This is a genomic window from Dyadobacter alkalitolerans DSM 23607, from assembly GCF_000428845.1.
Lineage (GTDB): Bacteria > Bacteroidota > Bacteroidia > Cytophagales > Spirosomataceae > Dyadobacter > Dyadobacter alkalitolerans.
Genome location: NZ_AUAS01000002.1, coordinates 515,138 through 540,949, shown reverse-complemented (window position 1 = coordinate 540,949; position 25,812 = coordinate 515,138). Strand labels below are relative to the sequence as shown.

The following is a 25,812-nucleotide window of genomic DNA, read 5'->3' as shown; positions in this document are numbered from 1 at the left end:
CCCGGAAGCATAGGTTACACCCACTTTCCCGGTTTTAATTATAAACAGAGATTGTTTAACTTTCCGAAACGATAAATACGATTGTCTAGGGTTGAATAATAATTACGATTTCCGGTTTTTAGACGGTGGGGGACAGATGGGCGAATTTGCCCGAAAATTTGATTGGTCTGCTTCGCCAATCGGAACACCAAATCATTGGCCAAAGAGCCTTTGTACACTTGTCCAGATGATGCTGAGCGCCCGGATTCCAATGCTCATATGCTGGGGGCCGGAACTCGTTACTCTGTATAATGATGCATTTCAGGAATATCTTGGCAGCGGTGAGGAGAAATCCTGGTTTGGCAGATCTTTGGATAAAAATACTGCATTCTGGACATCCCTTGGTTCAGTAGTATCGTCAGTTATGGCTGGCGCGGATGCCATTAACCTGCAAGATCAAGACCTCCATCTGCCTGCAGGCTCAGATGCTGAACGAACGCGTTTTAAGTGCAGCGTCAGCCCTCTCAAAGATGATAATTATTCTTTAAATGGTGTTTTAATAACCTGCGTACCAGACGGTTCTGCGGTCGGTACCCGCCAGTTGCAGCTTTCAGGCCTGGAAAAAAGTGCGGCCCGCTTGCGGAATTTGGTAGAAAGTGCACCATTCCCGATTGGCGTGTACGTGGGCCGGGAGATGCGGATTGAACTGGTGAATCAGGCTATTATTGATGTTTGGGGTAAAGGCAATGATATCGTCGGTAAATGTTATGCTGAAATCCTGCCAGAACTGGCCGGGACGGGGATTTATGAGCAGCTCGACTCCGTTTACTTTACGGGGAAAGCATATGAAGCCAAAAACCAGCGGGTTGATCTCATGATTGACGGGCATTTAAAACTCTTTTATTTCAACTATACATTCACTCCGCTTCGTGATTCGGACGGCCGGATTTACGGCGTAATGAACACCGCCGCCGACGTGACCGACCTGGTAGTGATCCAGCAAGACCTCCGGCATGCCGAAGCCAGCCTCCGCGGTGCCGTCGAGTTGGCCGAACTTGGATCCTGGGAACTGGATATTCCTACCGGTAAAGTGACCTACTCACGAAATATTCAAAACTGGTTTGGCTTTGGCGATCAGCAAATGCCACTGGATCAGGTATACCAACCCATTCACCCGCAGGACCGTGGCCGGGTAAATTCCGCCATTGCACAGGCCCTTCTGCCTGGATCCGATGGGGTTTACGACGCTGAATACCGGTTGATCGCCTATAAGTCCGATGTGCAGCGGATCGTGCATGCAAGAGGTAAAGTCATTTACGATAACCAGGGAGTCGCCTACAAGTTGGTGGGGTCGGCGCAGGATGTTACGGTAGAAAGGCAGCACCAGCACCAGCTTGAAAGCCTTGTGGAATTACGGACAAAGGAGCTGGCCGCAGCTAATGAAGAACTGGCAGCCCAGAACGAGGAGTATATTGCTATCAATGAGGAGCTTGAAAAAGCCAACCAATTGTTTATCCGCTCGAACGAAAATTTGCAGCAGTTTGCCTATGTAGCCAGTCACGACTTACAGGAGCCCCTTCGTAAGATCCAACAATTCGGTGACCTCCTTCAAAGACAATATGGGACCCAAATTGGCAATGGTTTAAACTATCTGGAGCGGATGCGGGCAGCAGCAAGCCGGATGTCTACGCTCATCGATGACCTTTTGAGTTTTTCAAGCCTTACAAGCCAGGGCAGCGACAATCATGAGATATCGCTGCGAGCCATTATTAAAGGCATTTTGCCAGACTTTGAACTGACTATTCTTGAAACCGGTGCCATCGTTCAAATAGATGAGCTGCCAATTGTATACGGAAATCGTTTACAATTAGGCCAACTATTTCAAAACTTACTGAGCAACGCCCTCAAATTCCGGCATGCTAATGTGGCTCCTCTGGTCCAGATTAAGTCTGCTAAACTTTCCTCGACCGATTTACCGCCATCTGTCAAGCCTGCCCGCCGGACGGATTTTTATTACCAGATTGAAGTTACCGATAATGGTATTGGTTTCGACGAACAATACCAGGAACGCATATTCCAGGTTTTCCAACGGTTGCATGGTAAAAACGAATTTGCCGGAACGGGTATAGGTTTAGCTATTTGTGCAAAAGTAATGGAGAATCATGGCGGGGCGATCATGGCAACAAGCAGCCGGGGACTCGGCGCGTCGTTCAAACTATACTTTCCTGTTATCGGCCATGCATAAAGCTAAGCATACCGATTAAGTATTCGGCACAATTGCATTGACGGCAAAATACCGATCCTTATAATACAATGTGTACGCTGCGACGATGATTAAAGTCAGTATTTCGGCCAAAGATCTGGATAGCCAAATGCCCGGTAGGCCCAGATATTCAGGAAGGATCATAAGCGCTGGTGTAATTAGTAAAAATCCTTTTAACAAATTGATAACCAAGGATATAATTGTTTTCCCTGTACTTTGAAAAAAGGCTGCAAGCAGGTAATTCGGCCCTGCCGCTAAAAAAAGCAAAAAATATAATCCCATCGCCTGGCTTGCAATTTTCCTGTAAGCAATGTTCTCGTCTCCCGAAAATACCATTATCAACTGATCCGATACAAATAAGCCAATTGCAGTCACCACAATCCCCAGCAACACTGTAAAACCCAGTGCGAAATGCAAAGTCTGTAACACACGCTGCGGTTGTTTTGCACCTATATTGAATGACATAATGGGAAGTGCGGCGATCATTGCCGCGGTAAACGGTCGGATGAGCAGGAAACTGAGATAGTTCACCAAACCAAATGCAGCCACTGCTGTGGCTCCGAAACCGATCAGCGACTGGTTAATCAACAGCAAGCCCGACGAAAATGCGATTTCGGACGCAAATGAAGGAAGTCCTATTTTAAAATAGTCTTTCCACTGCGGAAGTTTCAAGGTAAACCGAAATGTTGAAAAACTAAGGTGCGTATTCCCTTTTAAAATGTATACAAAAAGGTAGGTTGCGCCAGTGGCCAATGCCACTGCTGTGGCAATGGATGCGCCTTTAACCCCCATTCCGCAAGCCACAATGAGTATCAGATCCAGAACGACATTGACGCCGGCAGCCACAATGGAAGCATTTCGTGAGACCTTCGGCACATTGTTCGCACGCACAAAGTTTCCCCAGATCATTCCCAGAAAGAAAAACGGCAGCCCCACCAACTGCCAGAAAGCATAGTCCGCCGTGTTTTCCGCCAAAGTAACATTAGCCGCCCCAGCCAGGAACCGGGCAAGAGGAACTGCTGTAAACGGTGCAGTGATGGATACAAAAGTGCCAAGTAAAATAACAATTGTTGTAGCAAATTGAAAGACCTGTTGAGCCTGCTTAAAGTCTCCCGCTCCGATACTCTTACCGATCAGCACGCCGCCACCAATCATAATAGGTAAGCTCAGTGCTACCAGAACGATCACAACAGGGCCGTACAACCCAACAGCCGCCAGGCCATCCTTTCCCACTTGTTGTCCGAGGATAATCCCATTAATGACCTGGTGAATGATAGAAGACAGCAGACTGATGATCGCAGGGCCATAATTTTGAAAAAACAGCGTCCTGATAGGCGCTTCTCCTAATTGATTCGTCGCGATCATGGCGGAAGGTTTTCTGAAATGCGGGGCGCAAAGGTAATGTAATCCTGGATTTTTAAAAATCAGGTTATAATCTGATTTTTCGAAACTTTTATTAGCTTTGGAGAATTACCCTATGTCAGTTTTTACACACATTATCAATTCGCACACTTGCGGTTATAATCATGAAGATTGTTGAGCTTATACGCATTGTTCCTGAGACACTTTGGGCAGCACGGTTTGAAGAAAATGAGGAAAATGAATATGACCTTGCATTTAAATGCTGGAATGACCCAGAGCATTTAGAAACATTTTTTACTAAGCATGAAGAAGACCTTATTACGGATTTTTATGGCCATTGCTCAGTAAGTCAAGCTGTTTCAATAACATTGTCCGAAGCTGATGAGTTTGAAAGGCAACTTTTGAAAGTAGCGCGAGGGCAGGACTTTCGGCAAAAGCTGGGAGATATTTTTAAACCGCTGGATCGGGTCGCTCGAATCAAAGTGGTTAATGAAAAGAGCAAAGCCTACGGAACTGGTGCGAAATCATGGCTTAGGATGTATGCTGTAAGACTTAATTATGACTTTTTTGTAATCTCTGGAAGTGCCATTAAATTAACCAAAGCGATGAATGAGCGTGAACATTTGAAAAGAGAACTCGAAAAATTAAATGTGGTCGTAAGATTTTTGAAAGAACTAAATATAGAAACGGTAGAAGATTGGGGATATATTGATTTTGAATGATATGCAAGCGAGAGAAGAAATATTACAGAAATTAGAATCGGTCACCGCCGCGGAATCCAGCAAATGGAAAGAGCGTGCAGCGCGAAAAGCTGAAAATCCCAAAGCCCTTGAAAAGTCCAGGGCCATTGCCATAAATATTCTTTCCCACTTGCGAACACTCGGAATGAGCCAAAAAGATCTGGCAGAAAAATTGGAAGTGACGCCTCAAACGGTAAATTCCTGGGTGAAAGGGAACAGCAATTTTACCATTGATACGATTGTTAGAATCGAGGAAGTTTTGGGAGTTGAGCTGATTGGAGTTAAGGTGGGGTGAGTTAGTAAGTTAGGTTCTTGGCATTTCGATAGCTCGCCAATTTCTTATTAACTGTTCCCAATCAACCGCTCCAGCCGCCCAATCATTTCATCCTTTTCCTTTAACATCCGTTCATAAAGCTCCATTTTCTCGACATGAAGCTTTCTGATTTCTTCAATTGGATTGATATTGAATGTTGGCGTATTTCCGACATTAACAAATGAGCTATCTTGAAATGTATTTGAAATAATATTCACAGCCTGCTGTTCATCAAAATTGCGGATTGCTTCCCCTGGAATCTTCAAAATTGCTGCGACCTGTTCCAAAATATCTGAATCGATCTGTTCCTTCTGTTCAAGTAGGGAAACTTTCTGCTGGTTCCAGTCCTCGCCAAGCTCGATGGCCAACGCCTCTTGTTTTACGGCAAGCATTTCCCTGAAACGCTTTAAGTTACGACCTTCGTGAATCTTTGGATTGGCGGTAGTATGTGTCATGTGGAAAGATTGTTTTGTTAAAAAAAGCAATTTATATAAATCTCCCGGGAAGTGCCCGGATATCTTCAGGCATTGCAATGTATGTTACGCGACGGATTTGTGGCGTACTGCATCCAAGCACATCTAATGCGAAAAAAGAAATGGTTCAGGCCAGGATACTACCGACGCGCTTATTTCTTTTCGATCAGGCAACGGCAACACATTGCAGGTTATTGAGCTTCGGTCATTAAAGTTCAGTGCTTCAAAATGTAAGAAGATGGGACATCAATGTTTTCTGAGATTTCCAAAAGGTCAGCAATGAAGTGAGTCCTGTCTTTGGGAGAAACCATTATACTGTCATAGCGATTAAACTTCAACTCTAATCTGTTCAATGACAGTGCGGGAGAACTTAACGGGTTGCGAGTTTCGACGATTTTTGTGATCGATCTAATGGGTATCCTCCTGTCCATCAAAAACCCGGATTTAATCCTGAGCTGATCGCCGAGAATTTGGTAAAATGTAGTCGAAAACAAATGCAAAAGGAACACTGCTATCACTGCAGCAATTGCCAAACCGGCCCAGCCTCCTTTTGTAGTAAGCAAGATGCTGACAATCATGAGCACGCCTGAAATTGAAATGGATAGCTCAGGGCCTATTTCAGATTTGTAAGTTTTTTTATTCACGTTCAACATCGTAACGGTTCATTAATGACTCAATATACGAATATGCGAATCAAAATCCTTCAAGTTCCTGGCACGAAGAAAGCAACCCACTATTTTGGCATTTACTCATTTTTTTACTATTTTCAGGAATAACAGAGAGTTTAAACAGCAATAATCATGAACAAGCTTCCATGGGCAAAATACTTATTTAGCATCTGGATAGTTGCTATATCAGCCAGCATTATGGTTAAATTCGTCAGCAGCAACATATTTATTCTGGTGCCATTCTGCATAGTGCTGTATTGGCTTTCGGTTAGGGGTTTAGCGCAAATTAAGGGTTATGAATGACACAATCATATGCCGACGCCAGCTAAAAGTCAATGAGCTGTGTCTACGTTGAAAATTACTCACAAAATGAAGGCACTTTGCATATTGTTATCTCTTTTAGCCCTTAGCATTGCTTTTCTTGCCTGTGATAATTGCTCAGATACTGGCGATGCCGCGATAACACCGCCAATCAGGTTTTCGATCGTGAACCGGGAAGGAAAAAATCTCGTGGACACTACGCAATCCTACTACTCAGCTGACTCTATCAGGCTTTTTGATTTTGAAGAAAAAGAGTGGATCGTTTTAAATAAGGAGTTCGTACCAACTGTGGGAGGGTTTGTTTTTGCGGCAGATTTCCAAAAAAATATTAGCGGTAAATGCTCGATGATACTTCATTTGAATAGTGAAGATTCTGACACATTGAACGTCTCGTTTAGGCAAACCGACAACAAATGCTTTGCTGTATATGAATACACGCGATTTCAGTACAACGGCCAAGATTTACAGAAATCGCCTCGAAATCCGGCGCTGTTACTTATTATCAAAGGAAATTAACTTATAGAATAGCTGGTGTATCTTCACTTGTCATCTAATATAACTATGAACATAATACTATTAGGCCATATCGGATTTATGATATGCAGTATGGTTGTGCTGATGTTGGTGCTGTTTGTTAAACCGGGCGGCATTAATCCCTTCGTTGGATACCGCACGCCCTTATCCATGAAAAATGAAGAGACATGGCGGGAAGCGAATCGCTACAGTGCGAGGATTCAAATTCGGGTATCAATCATTTTTTGTATGCTCACTGTTAGCTCTTATTTGTTTGTTGGCGGCATGACTTCATTTTATCTGTGCAGTTCCTTGCTTGCCGTTTTGTCGATTTTAGTTATCCCAATTACCGAGTATAATCTTCGAAAAAAATTTGACGCTGATGGCAACTATTTAAGTTGACATTTAGCTTTATACTAATCATTATATAGACAATACGAACTGGTTCCTTGTCTTAATCGGCATACTGATTATTGGATTTAGGAAACACAGCCCCCCACTAAAAATAAACCGACAAAAGCGCGATCCCTTCTTTCAAATCTTTCTCTGACAACGAACCATATCCCAGCCTGATCCCATTGATCGACGGATCACTTCCAAAATGATCCGGTGCCAGGATTTTGATGCCGCTGTGGGCCATTTTTTGGCTGATTTCCGGCCAGTTAAGCATTCGCTTGGGCTGGATCCAGAATGCCAGGCCGCCTTCGGGGACGATGTAATCTGCCTTTTCTTTCATATAAGTGTTTAGCAGCGAGAGGGTGTAGTCCCTTTTGGAGCGATAATGGCCTGTGGCTTTTTTGATGTGCCTTTTAATAGTCCCGTCCTGGATGAGTTGCAGCACAGCCTGCTCCATGATGCCGTCGCCTTGTACGTCGATGATTTTTCGCAGCGTACCGATTTTCTCCATCAATGCGGGATCGCTGGCGGCGAGGTAACCAATGCGCAGCGCAGGGGCAACCACCTTGCTCATTGTTCCGATGTAAACGTAATTTTGGAGTTCGGCAAAGCTGCAAACGGGCAGGACGGGCCGGTAGCCGAAGTGGAATTCGTTGTCATAATCATCTTCAATGATGGTGAAACCGTGTTCGTTGGAAAGGCGGATCAGTTCGAGCCGGCGTTGCAGGCTCAGCGTTACGGTAGTCGGATATTGATGGTGCGGCGTAATGTAAATTGCTTTCACGCGCCGGTGCGCTTTCAGATGCGCGATCACGTCCGTGATTATCAGCCCTTCCTGGTCAACGCTTACAGGCAACAGTTCGGCACCCGCATTTTCAAACGCTCTCCACGCAGGCTGATAGCCGGGACTCTCTACCATTACGAGATCACCTTTTTTACATAAACATTGCGCAGCCAGATACATGGCCATCTGGCTGCCGCGGGTAACGCACAGCGCATGCTTGCCGACTTTCATACCACGCTGGTGGTTAAGCATTTGCACAATGGCTTCAATGAAGTCGTGGTTGCCAAATTCATTTCCGTATCCCATCATCTGCCACCGCGCATTCCGGTTGAAGATCTGGCGATAGGCTCGCGCCAGTTCATTTACGGGCGCAATTTTGCTATCTGGATAGCCGTCATCGAAAATGATCCGGAAGTGTTTCTTGCAAGCATTGTCATTGGTTGTGGTGATTTCCACTTTTCGTTGTTTTGCAAAAACAGGGAGCGTTTCGGCTACAAATGTGCCTTTCCGCTCTTTTGAAACGATCCACTCCTCATTGAGCAGCACGTTGAGCGCCTCCACGATCGTGTTGCGGTTCACCCCCAGCATTTCAGCCAGAATCCTGCTTCCCGGCAGTGCTTCGCCAATTTTCAATCTGCCGCGCTGAATGTCCATAATGATCGCATCGGCGATTTGCAGGTAAATCGCTTTTGGAGCATCAGGATCGATGCGGATTTCCAGCTTCCAGGGTCGCAGCATTGGACTAGTTGTTTTTGTGACAATGATATAAGTTCGGCAGGCCAGGAATATAATAGATTCGTTGCGATAAAAGCAAGTGACGATTGCTATCACAGCCTGGACTGCAAATGTCAGCAGCTCGTGCGCAGCGCGGGTAGTCCAGTATATTTAAATGGAAATGGTCCAGCCAGCATCGTTCACACTCCTTACTAAGTTTGGATCGGCAATGATGCCAGAGCAATTAATATCACAACAAAATGACTAAGTCAATCATTTTCACCCTCGCGGCCTTATTTACATTCACGGCTGCATCCGCTTGCGAGCATTGTAAGAAATTTGAAGAGTCGAAAGATTTCAAAATCAAATCAGCGCAGGTTATCCATAACAAAAAATACGGCTCGCTGGAATTCGAAATTATTGTAGAGGGAAAAGCCGGAAAGACAGTTCCCACAGCCGTAGGAAAGCTGGATATGGCGCCGGTTTTGGGCTACGTATTTCCAACCACATTAAAGGCCGAGGATATCGGTTTCAGTCCCACCGAAGGCATTGTGGCGCTGGCGCTCACGTCGCACCCAGATTTTGACGATAGCCCGCTTTGGGATGAAAATGCAGACGGAAGTGCTATATGCAAGTGTCGGCCCCGGAAGGCGGCATGTTGATGGACAAACCGATGCTGGGTGTTTACAACGTATATAGTGTACTGTCAGGCAAGCTTACCCTGCCTTACAAAGTGAAATAGGGACTGAATTATAAGTAATTAACTATAAAGCTTTCAATCATGACTACACCAGAAATAGAACCCGCAGTTGCGGCACAAGTGGAGCAGCAAACCCCATTTAGCTCCAAAGATTTCCACCAGACTTTTGCCCGTCCGCATTACCGGAAACCTGCTTATCTGATCCACAAAAACGTAGAGCATGCAGGCGAGCATAACCAGTTCTCGGCCGAGCGTAAGCACCCTGTTTTCTTTGTCGATCTGCCGAGCAAGAACGTCAGCATGACCATTGGCGGGCTATTGCCGGGACAGCTTACCAACAGGCACCGGCATACATACGAGACGGTTTTATATGTACTGGAAGGAAAGGGTTTTACCGAAATAGAGGGTGAAAAAGTGGAATGGGAGAAGGGCGATGCCGTCTACATTCCTTCCTGGGCCTGGCACCGGCACCAAAACATGAGTGATGCTGAGCCCGCCAAATACATTGCCTGCGAAAACGCACCCCAACTGCAAAACCTGGGCGTGGCCCTGCGCGAAGAAGAAGGCAGAGACCTCTAACATTTTCACGAAGCCCTTCCGGGTCTTTCATCCGGAAGGCTTCTCACTTTTAACTTCCAAATTCAATGAAGAATGTTCCATTTAATGGTATTATTGCGTATCCTATCACGCCTTTCGACGAGAATGAGCGCGTGGATCTTAGTCTGTTCAAAAAGCTGGTGGAGCGACTGGTTACCAGCGGTTCACACGGGATCGCGCCGCTGGGCAGCACCGGTGTGCTGCCGTATCTGACAGACCAGGAAAAAGAATCCATTACGGAAGCCACAATCCGGCAGGTCGCAGGACGCGTGCCTACGCTGGTAGGTGTGTCGAACCTGACGACCGAACGCACCGTTTACCATGCAAAATTCGCCGAAAAAGCGGGTGCAACGGCTGTAATGATCATCCCGATGAGTTACTGGAAGCTGACCGATGACGAGATTGTAAAACACTACGACAAAGTCGCATCCAGCATTTCGATCCCCATTATGGCTTATAATAACCCCGCTACCGGCGGGATCGACATGTCGCCTGCTTTGTTGAAAAGGCTTTTAGAAATAGACAATGTGACTATGATCAAAGAAAGCACCGGCGATGTGCAGCGGATGCATTTGCTGAAAAGGGAACTGGGGGATGAGGTCGCGTTTTACAATGGATCAAACCCATTGGCATTGGCAGCATTTGCAGCCGGGGCCGAAGGCTGGTGTACCGCAGCCCCGAATCTGATCCCGGAGTTGAATTTAAGTTTGTATGAGGCAATCCTGGCCAATGATCTGGCTTCTGCCCGGCATTTGTTTTTACAGCAGCTGGATCTGTTGCGCTTCATCGTGGCCAAAGGCCTGCCGCGCGCCATTCAGGCTGGGTTGACGCTCACGGGCGAGGACGGTGGCCAGCTGCGCGCGCCGCTTCAACCGCTTACTGTCCCGGAAACCGCTGAACTGGGTGAAATCCTCGATCAAACCAAAATTTTATTCGATTGAAATCAATTCATCCGTTACTATTCATGTTGGATAGCAATGCAGCGTGCCTTACCAGGATAATGTATTCATTTATTAAACTGAATCAATTGTTATAATGTGCTTTTCAGGATTGTAAACAATTCATGACAGGAAAAAACGGTCATGGGGATTTGTCTAGGGAAAAAAATTAAAAATTGGGTTGGTGTAAACAGGCATAATGCGCTCGCAATCGTTAAACTATTTATGTTTTCACCAAAATTGTATTTAGTAAATATTGCGAAGCATACAATTACTAATGGAAATGAATACGTTAGGCTTCTTGTAATATCGAACACGCTATAAGCAACGATTATTTGTGATAATAGTAAAAAGATAATGACGAAAGCAATGGTGTTTTTTGCTTTAATTAAGAAATAAATTGCAAAGCAAACCATTATCCAAAGTCCTTCAAATGTCAGGAAGACTCCGATTAATCTGTGCGCCAATTGATAGGGTATCATAACCAGACTAACGCCGGCTTCCTGTCCATATGGAGTGCTCAGACTCAAATAGCCTGAAACGAAAAGGCGTATTACAACATAGACGATTCCGGCAGCTAATGTGGCAATAGGCCTGAGGCTGCGCATATGCTTGAAAAGGTCACCCAGTTTTTTCGGTATTTCAAATCTGGCTTCTTGCAGCAGGTGAAACAGGAGTATGCCAGGCAATGCTATTACCGCCCGCTCATCTGTCCAACAAGCCAGATTTAACATCACAAAAACCAAATACGGATTGCGGCAATAAAGGCCCGCCAGCATGAAAAAATAGGCATAGCCATCAAACCAAAAATCATAATCCCAGAAAAAGGCTTTGCAGAGGTAAGTAAATGAGCATGCAATAACGAAGATCCATCCCTGCAATTCATCGGTAAACCGGAATACAAGCTCGGCTAACATAATTAGAAACGGATAAAGCAGCAGGGATTGAAAAATATAAAGCCAGACTATGTCCTTGCCAGGTCCATTCGCGGCAATGCCAAAACCTTTCGCCAGGAGCGGTACCGTGAGCCTGAACGCTAATTTTGAAGCATGATCCTTCTCATTTACCGATTTTATCACAGAGAAAGGATGCTTTATCTTCTCAAAATAATAGGCATAAGTAGTTGAAGGAGCAGGATCTGTGAGGATTTCCAGGTATTTGGGGAAAGTGGTCGCAATGATCAATAACCATAGGACACAAACAATTTTATAAGTATTCCATGGATTGGACCGTCGGCCTGAAACCATAGAAATAGCAGGAGTAGTAAGGTGCATCAAGCATGTTGTTTTGCTTTGTATCCCTTAGACCCCTAATGAGAATTAAAACGTTGCTTGTGTACAATAACTTTGTATGGCGGTAGCTTATTGTTCTATCACCATAGCGCGGTGCTTTAAGCCCCAGTAATGCAAACCTTCCAATACATTTTCAAGCGATCTGCCGTGATCGGTGATGGTATATTCAACAGTGGGCATTCTTATGGGCCGGGTATGTCAAACTTTTTACACCCGCTGAGCAACTCTCCAGAATGTGGCCCTGGACAGCAGACAACCCTATGCTTGTAATAATTGCAGGAATCGCGGACACCCTGGCAGGAATCGGCATCATCTTTCCACGGTTACTACGCATATGGCCAGCCCTGACCATTTACACCTGCTACGGCATTATCCTGTTAATGATCAGCGCAATTATTTTTCATGTTTCAAGAGGAGAAACTTCACAACTTGGGATCAATTTCGTGGTAATGTTGGTAGCTGCGGGGGTGATACTTCTTTGGAAATACGTGATGAAACGGGCATAGGGTTGAGTTTTTATTGACCTATTTAAAACAAAGCACCTTCGTCTTCGGAAATAGAGGGTGGGGTGTAGGTTTCAGTGGAATCTTTTTGAATTTCATCACAAGTAACGGTGAAATTATCGGGTTTGGTAAATGCCGCTTTCCTGTAGTGCCCCAGCGTTCCGTCGTTGTAAACGTTTTTCATGTAAAGCCCCCAGGCCGGTAATGCTGCGCGACCTCCCTGGCCAAGATCCATGGTTCTAAAATGAATCTGCATATTCTCGCCACCTACCCAAATACCGGAGACCAGATTTTGTGTCATACCCATAAACCATGCGTCCGAATGATTCTGTGTTGTACCGGTTTTGGCTGCAATTTCATTTCCTTCCGTGATACCATAAGAACGAAGGCGGCCAGCGGTTCCGCCCGGATCTTCGACAGCGCCGCGCATCAGATAAAGCATATTATAGGCCATTACATCGCTTAGCTCCTGGTTTTGCTTCGGATGGAAGTCTTGCAAAACATTTCCGTGCCTGTCTTCAATGCGTAAAATGGCGAGCGGCTCGGTGCGGTAGCCGCCATTGGCAAACGAGCAGTACGCATTGACCATTTCATACACGGAAACAGAACTGATACCCAGGCAAAGTGAAGGCACTTCATCGAGCTGGCTGGTAATGCCCAGTTTGTGCGCATAATCGGCAACGACATTCGGTTTGACCATCTGGATAATGTTGGCACTAATCGAATTCACGGATTGTCCGAGGGCCTGGCGAAGTGTAAGTGGCTGATAGGTATATTGGCTGGACGGCGGGTTCCAGTTTCCTTCAACAGGCTGGTCCGTGATACGATCGCAAGGAGTTAGATAGTTTTTTTGTAGTGCTGAAACATACACAAAGGGCTTAAAAGTTGAGCCGGGCTGCCTGCGGCCCTGCTTAACGTGGTCATATTTGAAGTATTTGAAATTAATTCCGCCAACCCATGCCTTAATGTGCCCGTTCCGGGGATCCATTGACATCATTCCTGCGTGCAGAAAACGCTTGTAATATCGGATCGAATCGATCGGACTCATATACATTTCCTTTTCTCCCTCGTATGAAAACACCTGCATTTTATATGGCTTGCGCATTGCCTCCCAGGCTTTTGCTTCCCCTAATTCGCGTTTCAAGGCGATGAATTGAGGCAGTGATTCGACGGTCTTTTCTATAAATCCGGGTATTTCGCGGCCATTAGGATAAGCCCATGGATTGCGACCTTTCCAATGTGCATCGAACAATCTCTGCTGCTCACGCATGTGATCGGTCACTGCTACTTCCATATGCTTTTGCAAACGGGAATCAATAGACGTATAAATGCGTAGACCACTGGTTTTTAAATCCAGATCCGTATCGTGTTCCTCATTGTATAGTGTCAGCCAGGATTGCAGATAACCACGCATGGATTCCTGAAAATATGGAGCGGAACCTGCATTGGGGCCATCCAGTTTGAATTTGAGACTTAGCGGCGTTGCTTGAAACGCAATGTAATCTTCGGGAGCCAGGTAGTTATATTTTACCATTTGAGACATAACCACATTCCTGCGTCTGGCCGTACTTTCGGGTCGCCTTAGGGGGTTGTGTAAAGACGGGTTTTGGAGCATTCCCACCAGAAGGGCCGCCTCGGGCACCGTTAGATCAATCGGCTCTTTACCAAAGTAACTTTTTGATGCAACTTTAATCCCATATGTGTTATTTCCGAATGACACCGTGTTGAGATACATCATCATAATTTCATTCTTGGTATACTTACGCTCCAAAATCACTGCCAACAGCCATTCTTTGGTCTTCATAATCCCCGTGCTGACCAATGGCACGCCACCAAGAACACCCCGATATTTCTTCGACCGTGTTTCAAAGAGATTTTTTGCAACCTGCTGGGTAATTGTACTCCCACCGCCAGAACTGGCATTTCCTGTTACGATTCCCTTGGCCACACGCAGCATACTACGCCCGTCTATGCCGGAGTGATCGGTGAACCGAGCGTCTTCTGTGGCTATCAGCGCATGGATTAAATTCGGCGAAAGCTCATCAAATTCAATGTGGACCCGGTTCTCGGAAAAATACTTTCCCAGTAACTTACCGTCTTCCGAGATTAATTCCGACGCGAGTTCGCTCTGCGGATTTTCGAGCATGCTCAAATCCGGCATGCCGCCAAAAAGCCACAAAAAATTAACTCTAACTGCAAGGATCAAAAAAACGACCAAGCCAGTGGATATGCCGGTAATTTTCCAGATCCTAACGATCGTGCGTCTGTACTTGCCTGGTTGAAATTCAATCATGTCGAAGTTTTGTAGAATGGGTAATTTGAAGTCAGACACGCAATTTGATATAAAAACGGTAAATCGGCGTTTATCTTTTGCCGCTTGCGTGATTTGCTGTGAGTCGGCCTTTAATATAAAAAGTCTGTAAATCTATTGCGGTCTGATATTAGATTAAAAAATCCTATATATTTATTCTTTCTTAAATATATAAATAAACGCTATATGAAATCTACTGTATACATCATCTGTCTATGTCTGGCGAATTTCTCTTTTATATTAAGTAATAAGCCTAACATTGAGAAAGCGCCAGTTAACTTCCAATCAACATTAGATTCAAGTCAGGTCCCTAAGGCTTACGAGCTATTCAATTTTGCCGATTCTGTGATTGGCGTGCATGGTTATAAACAGGCGGTGGATATGCTTCTTCGATATGAAAGTTCATACAGAGATTCGATGGAGAAAAGTATGTTTAATCAGGTGATGATGACTTATTTATCTTATGCTGGTGATATAAAGGGAGCACTGAAATATGAGGCGCAACTGAGTTCGAAGAAACAGCCGGAAAGTTATTTATTCCCTGAGAACTTTGTGATTGAACCTGCCAATGCGGTCATTAAAAAAAGGTGCGCCGACAGGCAGGTCGTTATGTTTAATGAAGCGCACCATCGCCCGCAGCACCGCGCTTTTATCCGCACTTTACTGAAAGATTTTTATGACCTTGGATTTCGGACTTTGTTTGTAGAAGCATATTTCGAGAATCAGGACACGCAGCTGAATGAGCGGGGATATCCGATCCAGAATACCGGCACCTATACCAGGGAGCCGGCCTTTGGAGCAATGCTGAGAGAGGCCAAAAAGCTTGGTTTTACAATTGCCGCTTATGACAATGACACCGCCACCTGCGAATCGACCGAGCCATTTGTTTGCGCAAATCAGCGAGAAAAGGTCTCGGCTGACAACCTTTTTAAGTTTATGCAAAACAATCCCAAAGCGAAGATCCTGGTTGCAGCAGGATATGCGCATATTGTAAAAAAGTAGGATGATAAATGGATTAAAATGGCAGAACAATTCAAAAACGTTTCCGGCATTGATCCGCTATCGATTGACCTGGTCGGCATGGGCGAACGGTTTACCGGGGATCAGGAGAACAAGTTTTACAGCGCCGCACACAAACAATTTAAGATCACTACGCCATCGATAATCCTGGATAAGAATACGCAAGGTGCATTTCTTTCCAATTACCGGCAAGAACAGATCGATCTGCAGGTTGTTTTTCCCAGAACAAAATATACGAACGGGTATGCCGACTGGTTGGCGACCGGATATCAAAAGGAAATCACGGTAGACCTTTCCAAAACAAATTACAAAGCCGGCGACCTATTTCAGGTTTACATTAAAAGTGAGTTGGATGCGGAGCAAAAACAAGCCGTCCCGATCCTCCAATTCCCATTGTCCGGCCAGAAACAGCAAACGGTAATGCTTCCGGATCATTACACTTATCAGGTTGTAATTGATCACGGCACCTCGAAAACCAATGTACAAGTTGGTGTGAAATAACGAACTAACCTGCTCAACCACCTCATAGGTGTTCCAACCAAAAAGGCTCAACCAGCATCCTTAAAGAAAAGCCCATACATGATGAAAAAGCTATTCTTTGCCCTGATGATCTCCCTTACTTTGGTTGCGTGTAAAAAGGATGATCCCGAACCGGAACCGGAAATTGCGGCCATTGCGGATACCTGGAAACAGACCGCTTACGAGAAAACGGTCGATGGGAAAAAAGTTTGGATCCCTGTCGATGGCGAACCGACTTATATCAGTTTTAGGTTCGATGGAGTGGTACTCGATGGAAAAGGTTTGCCTTTATGCTGCGCACCGGATGCATACTATGTGAACGGCGTGCTGTTTGAAGTAAAACCGAAGGCAGAAATACCGGTCAATAATGTTTGTATGACTGTTGATTGTATTGGCTGCGCCACATGGAATATTGAACAAACAGGAGATGAAATGATCCTGACCTATTGTGAGCCCGTAAATATGAAGCTTAAATTTATTCGGCAGTAAAACCGCCTTAATTATTTCGTGCTTAGCACCCCATATTTTAGTTAAAAACCAAACATTGCGTTTAATAAATTAAAATAAATTTACTTAACGGTAAATTTGAATCATTTATAAATATTTTCTGGTAACCATAAGATACAATAAATATATTTGATAATACATTTGATCAGATCTGAGAGATTGCAAAACGATTTATAGTAGAATAGTTCCGGAGTTTTTGCCGGAAAGAAGTTTAGATTCATTAACGGTAACTAAATAGTCGGAACTAAGAAACACTTTTTCTACATAATCATATGTCCTCTTTACAAATGCAAATTCCCTGGGTGGAATCCCCCTTTTTTGAGGCAGAGCTCGATAGGTCAGATTTTGATAAAGAAACGAAGGAAATGATCCGTTTCTACTCCGAATATGGTTATGTAATTATCGACCCGCAGATCGACGAAGCTTTGATAGATCGGGCCATTGATCAGGTAAAACCCGACTTTGCAACACATAATACAAACCGCCTCCAGGATTCCTGGAAAGATCATGACGCAGTCAAAAAAATTGCAACGGCTCCCCGGGTTTTAGAAATATTACAGATACTGTACGGAAGAAGACCTATTCCATTTCAAACACTCAACTTTTCAACGGGAAGTCAGCAGCGGACGCATAGTGATTCAATTCACTTCAATTCTGTTCCGGAGCGTTACTTAGCCGGTGTGTGGGTAGCTTTGGAAGATGTTCATGATGGAAACGGGCCGCTTCACTATTATCCCGCAAGCCATCGGTTGCCTTTTTATGACCTCTCCATTTTAGGGATTAAAGGTTCAACCAGCGAATCCATTGAGGATATGCTAGCCAATTATTATGCACGTTATGAAGACTTCATTGAGCAGCTGGTGGTGCAGAAACATTTAGAAAAGAAAGTGCTGAATTTAAAAAAAGGCCAGGCATTAATCTGGTCGGCAAACCTGCTGCATGGAGGAGAAAAAATTACGGTGCCGGGCTCAACAAGATATACGCAGGTAAATCACTTTTATTTTGAAAATTGCGCCTATTACAGGCCGATGAAAACAGACATGGCTTTGGAAAGGATTTCAATACAAAAGGTCATGGATATATCAACCGGGAAAGAGGTTCAGAGCAATTATTTAGGAACCCCGATTAAATACGTTGGCTACTCCTACAAACTGTATTTGCCGGAAGGAATTATGCGAAAGCTGATCCCCGCCAACTTCCGGCAGTGGGCCAGGAAAATGATCAATAGATGAAATCTATAACTGGATATGGTTACCTGCCAAAGCTATAAGGTTATGGTGGACAAGCTACCAAAACGGCTGGAAGCCTACTGTTTAGCTTATTTAAACAAAAATGCCCGGAGGGATAATAGATTCCTTCGGGCTTTTTGTTGTTATTTTATGGTTGATACAAACTTATATGAAAATCAAAAAACTCCTTCCCCTAAGCAGCCTACTGCTTTTTTGCTCGCTTGCATTTGCACATGAATTCTGGCTGGAGCCTGTGAAATTCTGGCTCGAAAAAAATGAAAAAGTCCGCATTGACCTGATGGTGGGTGAAGATTACACGGGGGAACATTCGAACGGGCATAAATATAAGATTGTTAAGCTGGACCATTTCGCTCAGGGTAAGAAGGAGGATGTCAGTAGCCAGGTATATGGGGATAGTCTGAGTAGTCTCGATTTAAGCTTTTCTACGGAAGGCAGTCACCTGATCGCATTCAATAACACCAGCAAATTCATCGAGCTCGAAGCTTTGCAATTCAATGACTATCTCCGTACCGAAGGTCTGGATCATGTAGCGAAGCTTCGGCAGCAACGAAAGGATACTTTGGAAGCGGGAAGGGAAATGTATCAGCGATGCGTGAAGACGTTGATACAGGTAGGAAAAAGCTACTGGGGAAGCTATACATTTGGCTTTCAGGAATAACGAGACATCACCGACATCATCGATCCAGACAACCCTCACCGGCAAGAAGAAGATTTGCTTTACCGTTTGCGGCAAGGCGACAGGAATGCTTTTGCCGAGCTCTATAAAAAGTATTGGCGACGATTGTTCGATTCGGCTTACAAACGCTTGCTGTTGAGAGAGGAATGTGAAGAAATTATTCAGGAGATTTTTATCGACATCTGGGAGAAACGGGAAACGCTTATCATTACGTTGTCAATGGAAGCGTATCTCTTCGGTGCACTTCGTTACCGTGTATACAACCTCATCCGTTCGAGAAAAATCCGGAATGCGTATCTAGACCATCTCACTAACACGCAGGAGATTGAAAAAAATTACATTGAAGACAGCCTGTACTACGAAGAGCTTGCCGGCGCATTGGCCAGAAGCATCGAAAACCTGCCCGAAAAAATCAAAAAAGTATATCAGCTCAGCCGTCGTGAAAACCTGAGCTATAAAGAGATTTCATTGCGATTAAATATCCCCGTCGATACCGTGGAAAAGCAGATGGGCAAGGCGATCAAGATCATCCGGGCCAATTTGAAGGATTTTATATTGATCCTCATCTTGCTGGCAGAGAGCGGGTTTGAGTAGGTTATGCTAAAAAAAGCAGGGATTGAATGACGGAAGTCAGGCTTGAATGTTACTAACAACTATTAAAGAAGTTTGATCATCAATGAATAGGGAGCGGTTACAATATTTATTGGAAAGACAGGGAGTAGGGATAGCTTCCGACGAAGAACAGGCGGAGCTGGAAGCATGGTATATGACTTACGAAAGCCAGCCCGATTTCACGGAACGCCTATCGGAAAGGGCATTGCCTGCCCTGGAAGCGAAAATGTTTGAAAAAATCCAAACTGCATTAGAACAGGAAAATCTGCACCCGATCCAATGGCCCAGACGTACATTATTTACAAGAATGCTGCGGGTTGCAGCTTCTATTCTGCTTGTTGTTATGGCGGGTGCAGGTTTATACTATTATTTCAGCCAGACTGGAATGATCCGCGAGCAAGCGGGTTACGGCGAGGTGCGCACCGTAATGCTGCCCGATGGTTCGGAAGTGACGCTGAATGGGAACTCGGAAATTACCTATCGCTCAAACTGGGGGAACGAACAGCTTCGCGAAATTAACCTGAAAGGCGAAGCCTATTTCAAAGTAATCCATACCAAAGACAACCGGAAATTCCGGGTCCGTACCGGGGAAGATTTCAGCCTGGATGTCCTCGGGACACAGTTTACCGTGGCTAACCGAAAAAGCGGAACGCGCATTGTCCTCGACCAGGGTAAGGTGCAATGCAATTTGAATGATGATGAAAATGAGACGCTGATTATGAAGCCCGGAGAAATGGTGAAATTCGCCGGTAATCCTTCCGATTATGTCCGTGAAAGAGTGGAGACGTCCGTATATTCAGCCTGGAAGGAGCATAAGCTGATTTTTAATAATACTACCCTGCAAGAAGTGTCGCTCATCCTGGAAGACACTTACGACTTTAAAATCCAAGCAGAAACACCCGAACTGCTTACCCGCAAAATCACCGGCTCGGTGCCGACAGACAACATTGAAATCCTGATCCAGGGCATCGCCGAAGCGTCGGGCGTTATCATAGCCCAGAACGGAAAAGAATTGACAATTACAGATCGGAAAAGATAAGCAGGACCGTTACCGCACTTATTTTTTAAAAATTTCACGCTGAAATGGCGGTAGGTTGGAGGAAATGTTACTATACATTCACAACGCAGAATTATATGCTTGTGATTGAACAAATTCCTTACTTAAAACAAACCCTTTTGCAGCCTTTGCCTATGAAACGATTAATTATTACACTCAAACTTTTTGCGCTTTGCAGTTGCTTCCTGGCGCAGGCAACCGCGCAGTCCGTTGCGCTCTCGCGGGTGGACAATGTCAATGCTCCAAAAAGCAACCCTGAGCAAGCCGTCACGCTGGAAAGTAAACTGAGGGACCTCGAAAAGCAATTCAATGTATCTTTTCTGTACAATTCCGGGTACGTAGCCGGTATTACAATTAAGGACTCGGGAAAAGCTTCGTCCCTCGAATCTTACCTGAAAAGGATTCTGGAACCGAACAAGCTGGCCTTCCGGAAATTGAGAGACAACTTCTATGTAATTTACACCAAGGAAGAAATCGAAGACAGGGAAGGGCAGCAATCGGAAAAGGATCAGAAGACTTCGCGCATTCAGCATTCCCAATCCAATGCACTGGCTTCCGCACGCGGCACCAGAGCCAATCCGGTAGCATTGACAGTGTCAGGTGTTGTTGCTGATGCAGTCACGGGCGAGCCATTGCCGGGAGCGAGCATCATTGTCAAGAATACAAGCAACGGAACAACGACCGATAACACAGGTCATTACACGCTGTCCAATGTTCCTGAGGACGGAACGCTTGTGTTTTCTTTCATCGGCTACCTTTCCTCGGAACTTCCTGTGGATGGCAGATCGGTCATGGATATGAAGCTGTCTGCGGATTCGAAAGCACTGTCGGAAGTGGTCGTGGTAGGTTATGGTTCTGTTTCCAAAAAAGATATCACTGGCGCGGTGTCGTCGGTGGGCGGAAGCGAAATTCAGAATATGCCCCTTCGCACCGCGTCCGATGCATTGCAGGGAAAGGCTGCCGGGGTAATGGTGACGCAAAGCAGCGGCAGTCCGGGATCTGCCGGTGTGGTGAGGATCCGAGGAATCGGTTCGATCAATAATTCAAATGAGCCCTTGTACATTGTCGACGGCCTTCCGCAAAGCGGGATCGGCTGGTTGAACCCCAATGACATCGAGACGATGGACATTCACAAGGATGCTTCTGCTGCTGCTATTTACGGATCGCGTGCATCCAATGGCCTGGTGATTATCACGACCAAAAGAGGAAGCAAATCTGAATCCGTTAATGTTTCTTTTGATAGCTATTATGGGCTGCAATCGCCCTGGAAACGTCCGCAGATGCTTAATGCAGAGGAATTTATCACCTATAAAAACCGTGCTGCCGAGGCGGTGGGCGTGAATCTCCCGATTTCCCCTGCGATGAAGGAAGAGGCTTTGGCATTTGTTCGCGCCAACACGGGCCCGGAGGGCACCGACTGGTGGAAATATATCACGCAGAAAAATGCGCCCGTGCAGAGTTATAACATCACTGTCTCGGGTGGAAGCAGGAAAGTGGATTTTGCCTCATCGGTAGGTTACATGGATCAGAAAGGCATCGTGCGCGGCTCGGACTATCGCCGTATTTCGTGGCGAAACAATGTGAATGCTGATATCAATGAGCGCGTGCGGCTGGGAAGCAACATTGCTGTCGTGTACGAAAGCCGCCGGAACATTGATGAGAACAATCCTTTTTCAGGGACCATTTTCAGCGCCATGACCGCCGATCCGATCACGCCTGTTTACAGGGATAACCTTACCAATGTCCCTTCTTTTTACCAGACGATCATGCAGAATTATGATGCCAGCAATCCTTTTTCAAAATATGCAGGTGTACTTTACTCAAACAAGCCCAACCCGGTTGGTCAGATTGAAAGAATGCGCCAGAGTATCTGGGAAGGGATCAGTCTGAAAGGCGGCGCCAACCTGGAAGTAAAAATCATTGAGCCGCTTAAATTCAGGAGTAATTTTGGTCTGGACATCAACCGTGCGTTGTCGAACGGATTTACGCCGCAGTATTATCTCAACGGATATGATTACAGCACATACAATACGGTGAGCAACTATTCGTATTGGTCCAATTACTTTGTCTGGGAAAATACGCTGGCTTTTGATCAGATATGGGGACAGCACCGGGTTAATGCGCTGGTGGGGACATCCGCAGAGCAGACAAAAGGACTCGAATACGGCGCTTCCAAGCAAGGCGTGGTTAACAACGACCCTGATATGCGGATCATCAACTCCGCCACGATCAATCCGGCTGCCTCAGGTTACACTTATTCCAATGCGCTGAATTCATTCTTCGGAAGGGTTAGCTATTCATATGGAGGTCGTTATGTTGTGACCGCCAATGTACGCCGTGACGGAACTTCACGCTTTGCGAAAGATTACCGCTGGGGGACTTTCCCTTCCGTTTCCGCCGCATGGAATTTCACGCAGGAAACCTTTATCAAAGACGCCGCTCCGAAATGGCTGACGAGCGGAAAGCTGCGGGCGAGCTATGGTATGATAGGAAATCAGAATGTTTCTAACGGCGCCTATCTTTCGACATATGGAAACAACGGCCGCTATCTCTTTGGTAATAATACGACCGCTTACCTGGGTGCAGGCCGGAGCAGCATCGGGAATGCTATGCTGCAGTGGGAAACCTCTACGCAAACTGATCTGGGTCTTGATCTTGCATTTCTTGATGGTAAGATCAATTTCACTGCTGATTATTTCAATAAGGCAATCGATAACATGCTTCTTATCGTCCCATTGCCGACCACGCTGGGATATCCCAACTCGCCCTGGTCAAATGCAGGTAAAATGGTGAATAAAGGCTGGGAATTTGCAGTTGGATATGACAATGCAGTCGGTGATTTCCAGTATGGCATTAAGGCCACTTTCTCGACTTTTACCAACAAAGTAACGACACTGGGCGGCGGAGAGCCGATCTATTCAACAGCCCACCTTGGCGAAACGATCAGCAAAACAGAAGAGGGCATGCCAGTGGGTTATTACCTGGGCTGGCTGACAGACGGGATTTTCCAAACACAGGACGAGGTGAATGCAAGTCCGCAAAAAGGGCTTTCTTCCCCGGGCGACATCCGTTTCCGCAACATAAATGGTGACAATATCCTGAATGCAGACGACCGCACCAAAATCGGGAACCCATGGCCGGATTTCATCTATGGATTTACGCTGAATGCAGCTTACAAAGGATTTGACCTGAGTGCATTCATCCAGGGTTCTCAGGGAAATGACGTCATGAACATTCTGCGTTACGACACCGAGGCTGGAACAGGCTGGTACAATGCACCGAAAGGCTTTCTTGAAAAAGCGTGGAATGGCCTGGGTAGCACAAACGAATACTATAAGATTTCGCAAAATGCGGGTCTTAATACAAATGTGTCCTCTTATTTTGTGGAAGACGGATCTTACATGCGGATGAAAAACTTACAGCTGGGTTACAGCCTTCCGGCAGGGCTTTTACAAAAGGTTAGGACCAAGCAGATGAGGTTGTATGTAGGCGCTCAAAACCTTTTTACCATTACCAAATACAGCGGACTTGATCCTGAAATGGGATCGACAGACCCTAAGTTGATGGGTATCGACCAGGGATATTTCCCACAAGCGCGCACCTGGATGTTTGGTATCAATGCGAAATTTTAAATAGATCCACTCTCGAATATATTCTTAAACAGGAATAGAAAATATGAAAAAATTATCATTCGTTATGCTTGTTTGGTGCCTGGTTATGACCGGCACATCCTGCTCCGATGAGTTCTTAGACCGCACCCCGCCGGGTAACCTGACTGACGAAACATTTTACAAATCACCAGATGCAGGTTTCAAATCACTGATCACCTGTTACCGCGGATTTTACGATTTCTGGGGTTACGAAGCTGCGCGCGCAGAATTGGGCAATATGACCACCGACGACAGCGACAAAGGCGGCTCGGATGCAGGTGACCGTCCGTTCGTGACCGACCTGGGTTTCGGCCGCGCGATCGCATCCAATGAAACGCTTATGGGTTACTGGACAGCACGTTACAATGCCATCGGTAATTGCAATGTAGCATTGGAAAAATTGCCCGAAGCAGATCTGATCGATGCGAGCGGAGCGCCGCTGGATGAGACCTTGAAGAACCGCTATCTGGACGAAATCCGGTTTTTGAGAGCGATGTTTTACTTTGAGCTTGCCGAAGTTTTCGGGGGCGTGCCGTTGGTGACAAAAACGCTGACAGTGGATGACCGTACAAAGCTGAACCGCGCTTCGAGCAAAGAGATATTTGCATTTATCGAGTCGGAACTGCTGGCAGTTAGCAGTGACCCTGCCATGCTTTCGGCCACGAGCATTCAGCCCGGCGAGATCGGAAGAGCGACGAGGGAAGCTGCGCTGGCATTGTTGGCGCGCAGTTATTTGTTTTTCGCGAAAGACGACCCTGCATTATATGCAAAAGCCCGCGACGCAGCCAAGAAAGTGATCGACTCCAAAGCATTTGCATTGCACCCACAATTCCAGGAAATTTTTCTGGAACATGGCTACAAGACTAAGGAAGCCGTGTTTTCCATTATTATGGGAGATGATCCTGCTATACCCATCAACGGAAGCACGACACCCGTATATTGTTCGCCTCGCGGAGCAACCGGCGGCTGGGGCTTTGATATGCCTACGCAGGACCTGGTAAAAGAATTTGAACCAGGTGATCCGCGTTTACTCTTTACCGTAATCCAGCCTGGTGATGTATTTCCAAAAGTAAACGGAACGAAAGAAGTCCTGGATTTTTCAACCTATCCTAACACGGGTTACCACAACAGGAAAGTGTATCTTCCGGAGATCCGGCGTGGCCAGGGTTGGGGAAATGATGCATGGACTTATCACCCGATCCGCTATGCCGATGTGCTCCTCATGTACGCAGAAGCATTGATTGAAAGCGGAGGCAGCAAAGCCGAAGCCGCAGACTATATCAACCAGGTTCGCAAGCGTGCTTCGGGCAGCATGAGAAAAGACGTGGAAGCCGTGTCAAGGGTTACCAGCATTGCCGCAAAGGCTTTGCCGGATGTGAAAGCAACCGACGATCTGCGCAAGGCAGTCCGCCACGAACGCCGCGTGGAGCTCGCTATGGAATATCATCGCCTGTTTGATCTTATCCGCTGGAATACGCTGGTCCCAACCATGAAATCCTATGCGCTGAAACCTGGGTCTAATGGCAAAGGCGGAAATTTCACAGCAGGCAAAAACGAGATTTTTCCTGTTCCGCAAATCGAGATAGACAGGTCAGGCGGTTCTATCACGCAAAATCCAAATTATTAGAAGTTACAGACTTGCCATGCTAAAAAT

25 protein-coding genes are annotated in these 25,812 nt (G+C 45.7%); 18 read left to right on the top strand and 7 right to left on the bottom strand.

Annotated features, from left to right (window positions below):
- Positions 1 to 91: 91 nt before the first annotated feature.
- On the top strand, positions 92 to 2,224 hold the full coding sequence (locus G395_RS28670) for a PAS domain-containing sensor histidine kinase (RefSeq protein ID WP_157486560.1): 2,133 nt from the start codon (positions 92 to 94) through the stop codon (positions 2,222 to 2,224).
- A 15-nt stretch (positions 2,225 to 2,239) separates the two neighbouring features.
- Here G395_RS28670 and G395_RS0105415 read toward each other — a convergent pair whose 3' ends face one another.
- Entirely contained in the window at positions 2,240 to 3,607 is a 1,368-nt protein-coding gene (locus G395_RS0105415; RefSeq protein WP_026629130.1) for an MATE family efflux transporter, read from the bottom strand.
- A 161-nt stretch (positions 3,608 to 3,768) separates the two neighbouring features.
- Between G395_RS0105415 and G395_RS0105410 the strand changes: the two genes are divergently transcribed.
- Positions 3,769 to 4,326 carry a hypothetical protein gene (locus tag G395_RS0105410; protein ID WP_026629129.1) on the top strand — a complete coding sequence of 186 codons (558 nt, stop codon included), beginning with the start codon at positions 3,769 to 3,771 and terminating at the stop codon, positions 4,324 to 4,326.
- 1 nt (position 4,327) lies between these two features.
- On the top strand, positions 4,328 to 4,639 hold the full coding sequence (locus tag G395_RS32650) for a helix-turn-helix transcriptional regulator (RefSeq protein WP_051350010.1): 312 nt from the start codon (positions 4,328 to 4,330) through the stop codon (positions 4,637 to 4,639).
- A 47-nt stretch (positions 4,640 to 4,686) separates the two neighbouring features.
- Here G395_RS32650 and G395_RS0105400 read toward each other — a convergent pair whose 3' ends face one another.
- Both G395_RS0105400 and G395_RS0105395 read right to left on the bottom strand, forming a co-directional pair.
- A complete protein-coding gene (locus tag G395_RS0105400) occupies positions 4,687 to 5,112 on the bottom strand; it encodes a helix-turn-helix domain-containing protein (RefSeq protein ID WP_026629128.1) in 426 nt (141 codons plus the stop codon).
- A gap of 233 nt (positions 5,113 to 5,345) precedes the next feature.
- Positions 5,346 to 5,774, bottom strand: coding sequence for a PH domain-containing protein (locus G395_RS0105395; RefSeq protein WP_169720003.1), 429 nt, complete (start codon positions 5,772 to 5,774; stop codon positions 5,346 to 5,348).
- A gap of 393 nt (positions 5,775 to 6,167) precedes the next feature.
- Between G395_RS0105395 and G395_RS0105380 the strand changes: the two genes are divergently transcribed.
- Both G395_RS0105380 and G395_RS0105375 read left to right on the top strand, forming a co-directional pair.
- Positions 6,168 to 6,635: a hypothetical protein gene (locus G395_RS0105380; RefSeq protein ID WP_026629126.1), complete on the top strand. Its 468-nt coding sequence runs from the start codon at positions 6,168 to 6,170 to the stop codon at positions 6,633 to 6,635.
- A 45-nt stretch (positions 6,636 to 6,680) separates the two neighbouring features.
- Positions 6,681 to 7,034 (top strand): SdpI family protein, encoded by a 354-nt coding sequence (locus tag G395_RS0105375; protein WP_084439414.1) that lies wholly within the window; start codon positions 6,681 to 6,683, stop codon positions 7,032 to 7,034.
- Positions 7,035 to 7,131: 97 nt separating this feature from the next.
- Here G395_RS0105375 and pdxR read toward each other — a convergent pair whose 3' ends face one another.
- Positions 7,132 to 8,550, bottom strand: a complete 1,419-nt coding sequence (gene pdxR / locus G395_RS0105370; protein WP_026629124.1) for a MocR-like pyridoxine biosynthesis transcription factor PdxR — start codon at positions 8,548 to 8,550, stop codon at positions 7,132 to 7,134.
- Positions 8,551 to 8,786: 236 nt separating this feature from the next.
- Here pdxR and G395_RS31975 point away from each other — a divergent pair, with 236 nt between their 5' ends.
- From G395_RS31975 to G395_RS0105355, 3 genes are all read left to right on the top strand, one after another.
- Positions 8,787 to 9,188 carry a hypothetical protein gene (locus G395_RS31975; RefSeq protein ID WP_026629123.1) on the top strand — a complete coding sequence of 134 codons (402 nt, stop codon included), beginning with the start codon at positions 8,787 to 8,789 and terminating at the stop codon, positions 9,186 to 9,188.
- 119 nt (positions 9,189 to 9,307) lie between these two features.
- Positions 9,308 to 9,805, top strand: a complete 498-nt coding sequence (locus tag G395_RS0105360) for a cupin domain-containing protein (protein ID WP_035360412.1) — start codon at positions 9,308 to 9,310, stop codon at positions 9,803 to 9,805.
- A 65-nt stretch (positions 9,806 to 9,870) separates the two neighbouring features.
- Entirely contained in the window at positions 9,871 to 10,764 is an 894-nt protein-coding gene (locus G395_RS0105355; protein WP_026629121.1) for a dihydrodipicolinate synthase family protein, read from the top strand.
- Positions 10,765 to 10,853: 89 nt separating this feature from the next.
- Here the strand turns inward: G395_RS0105355 and G395_RS0105350 are convergent, their stop codons facing one another.
- Positions 10,854 to 11,840, bottom strand: a complete 987-nt coding sequence (locus G395_RS0105350) for a hypothetical protein (protein WP_157486551.1) — start codon at positions 11,838 to 11,840, stop codon at positions 10,854 to 10,856.
- A gap of 282 nt (positions 11,841 to 12,122) precedes the next feature.
- Complete coding sequence (locus tag G395_RS31555; RefSeq protein ID WP_084439412.1) at positions 12,123 to 12,233, bottom strand: winged helix-turn-helix transcriptional regulator; 111 nt, start codon at positions 12,231 to 12,233, stop codon at positions 12,123 to 12,125.
- A 53-nt stretch (positions 12,234 to 12,286) separates the two neighbouring features.
- Between G395_RS31555 and G395_RS28660 the strand changes: the two genes are divergently transcribed.
- Entirely contained in the window at positions 12,287 to 12,559 is a 273-nt protein-coding gene (locus tag G395_RS28660) for a DoxX family protein (RefSeq protein WP_051350008.1), read from the top strand.
- A gap of 22 nt (positions 12,560 to 12,581) precedes the next feature.
- Here the strand turns inward: G395_RS28660 and G395_RS0105335 are convergent, their stop codons facing one another.
- On the bottom strand, positions 12,582 to 14,849 hold the full coding sequence (locus G395_RS0105335) for a penicillin-binding protein 1A (RefSeq protein ID WP_026629119.1): 2,268 nt from the start codon (positions 14,847 to 14,849) through the stop codon (positions 12,582 to 12,584).
- A gap of 204 nt (positions 14,850 to 15,053) precedes the next feature.
- Between G395_RS0105335 and G395_RS0105330 the strand changes: the two genes are divergently transcribed.
- From G395_RS0105330 to G395_RS0105290, 9 genes are all read left to right on the top strand, one after another.
- The gene (locus G395_RS0105330) at positions 15,054 to 15,869 is read left to right on the top strand and encodes a hypothetical protein (RefSeq protein WP_026629118.1); all 816 of its coding nucleotides are present in this window, start codon (positions 15,054 to 15,056) and stop codon (positions 15,867 to 15,869) included.
- An 18-nt stretch (positions 15,870 to 15,887) separates the two neighbouring features.
- Positions 15,888 to 16,388 (top strand): hypothetical protein, encoded by a 501-nt coding sequence (locus G395_RS0105325; protein WP_026629117.1) that lies wholly within the window; start codon positions 15,888 to 15,890, stop codon positions 16,386 to 16,388.
- Between the two features lie 78 nt (positions 16,389 to 16,466).
- A complete protein-coding gene (locus G395_RS0105320) occupies positions 16,467 to 16,895 on the top strand; it encodes a hypothetical protein (RefSeq protein ID WP_026629116.1) in 429 nt (142 codons plus the stop codon).
- A 290-nt stretch (positions 16,896 to 17,185) separates the two neighbouring features.
- Positions 17,186 to 18,145 (top strand): phytanoyl-CoA dioxygenase family protein, encoded by a 960-nt coding sequence (locus G395_RS28655; RefSeq protein WP_084439407.1) that lies wholly within the window; start codon positions 17,186 to 17,188, stop codon positions 18,143 to 18,145.
- Positions 18,146 to 18,311: 166 nt separating this feature from the next.
- Positions 18,312 to 18,821 carry a DUF4198 domain-containing protein gene (locus G395_RS28650; protein WP_051350006.1) on the top strand — a complete coding sequence of 170 codons (510 nt, stop codon included), beginning with the start codon at positions 18,312 to 18,314 and terminating at the stop codon, positions 18,819 to 18,821.
- A 54-nt stretch (positions 18,822 to 18,875) separates the two neighbouring features.
- Entirely contained in the window at positions 18,876 to 19,433 is a 558-nt protein-coding gene (locus G395_RS28645) for an RNA polymerase sigma-70 factor (RefSeq protein ID WP_169720002.1), read from the top strand.
- 109 nt (positions 19,434 to 19,542) lie between these two features.
- Positions 19,543 to 20,490 carry a FecR family protein gene (locus G395_RS0105300; RefSeq protein ID WP_211237746.1) on the top strand — a complete coding sequence of 316 codons (948 nt, stop codon included), beginning with the start codon at positions 19,543 to 19,545 and terminating at the stop codon, positions 20,488 to 20,490.
- Positions 20,491 to 20,642: 152 nt separating this feature from the next.
- The gene (locus tag G395_RS0105295; protein WP_026629114.1) at positions 20,643 to 24,140 is read left to right on the top strand and encodes a SusC/RagA family TonB-linked outer membrane protein; all 3,498 of its coding nucleotides are present in this window, start codon (positions 20,643 to 20,645) and stop codon (positions 24,138 to 24,140) included.
- 43 nt (positions 24,141 to 24,183) lie between these two features.
- On the top strand, positions 24,184 to 25,785 hold the full coding sequence (locus tag G395_RS0105290; RefSeq protein WP_026629113.1) for a RagB/SusD family nutrient uptake outer membrane protein: 1,602 nt from the start codon (positions 24,184 to 24,186) through the stop codon (positions 25,783 to 25,785).
- The last annotated feature ends 27 nt before the right edge of the window (positions 25,786 to 25,812 follow it).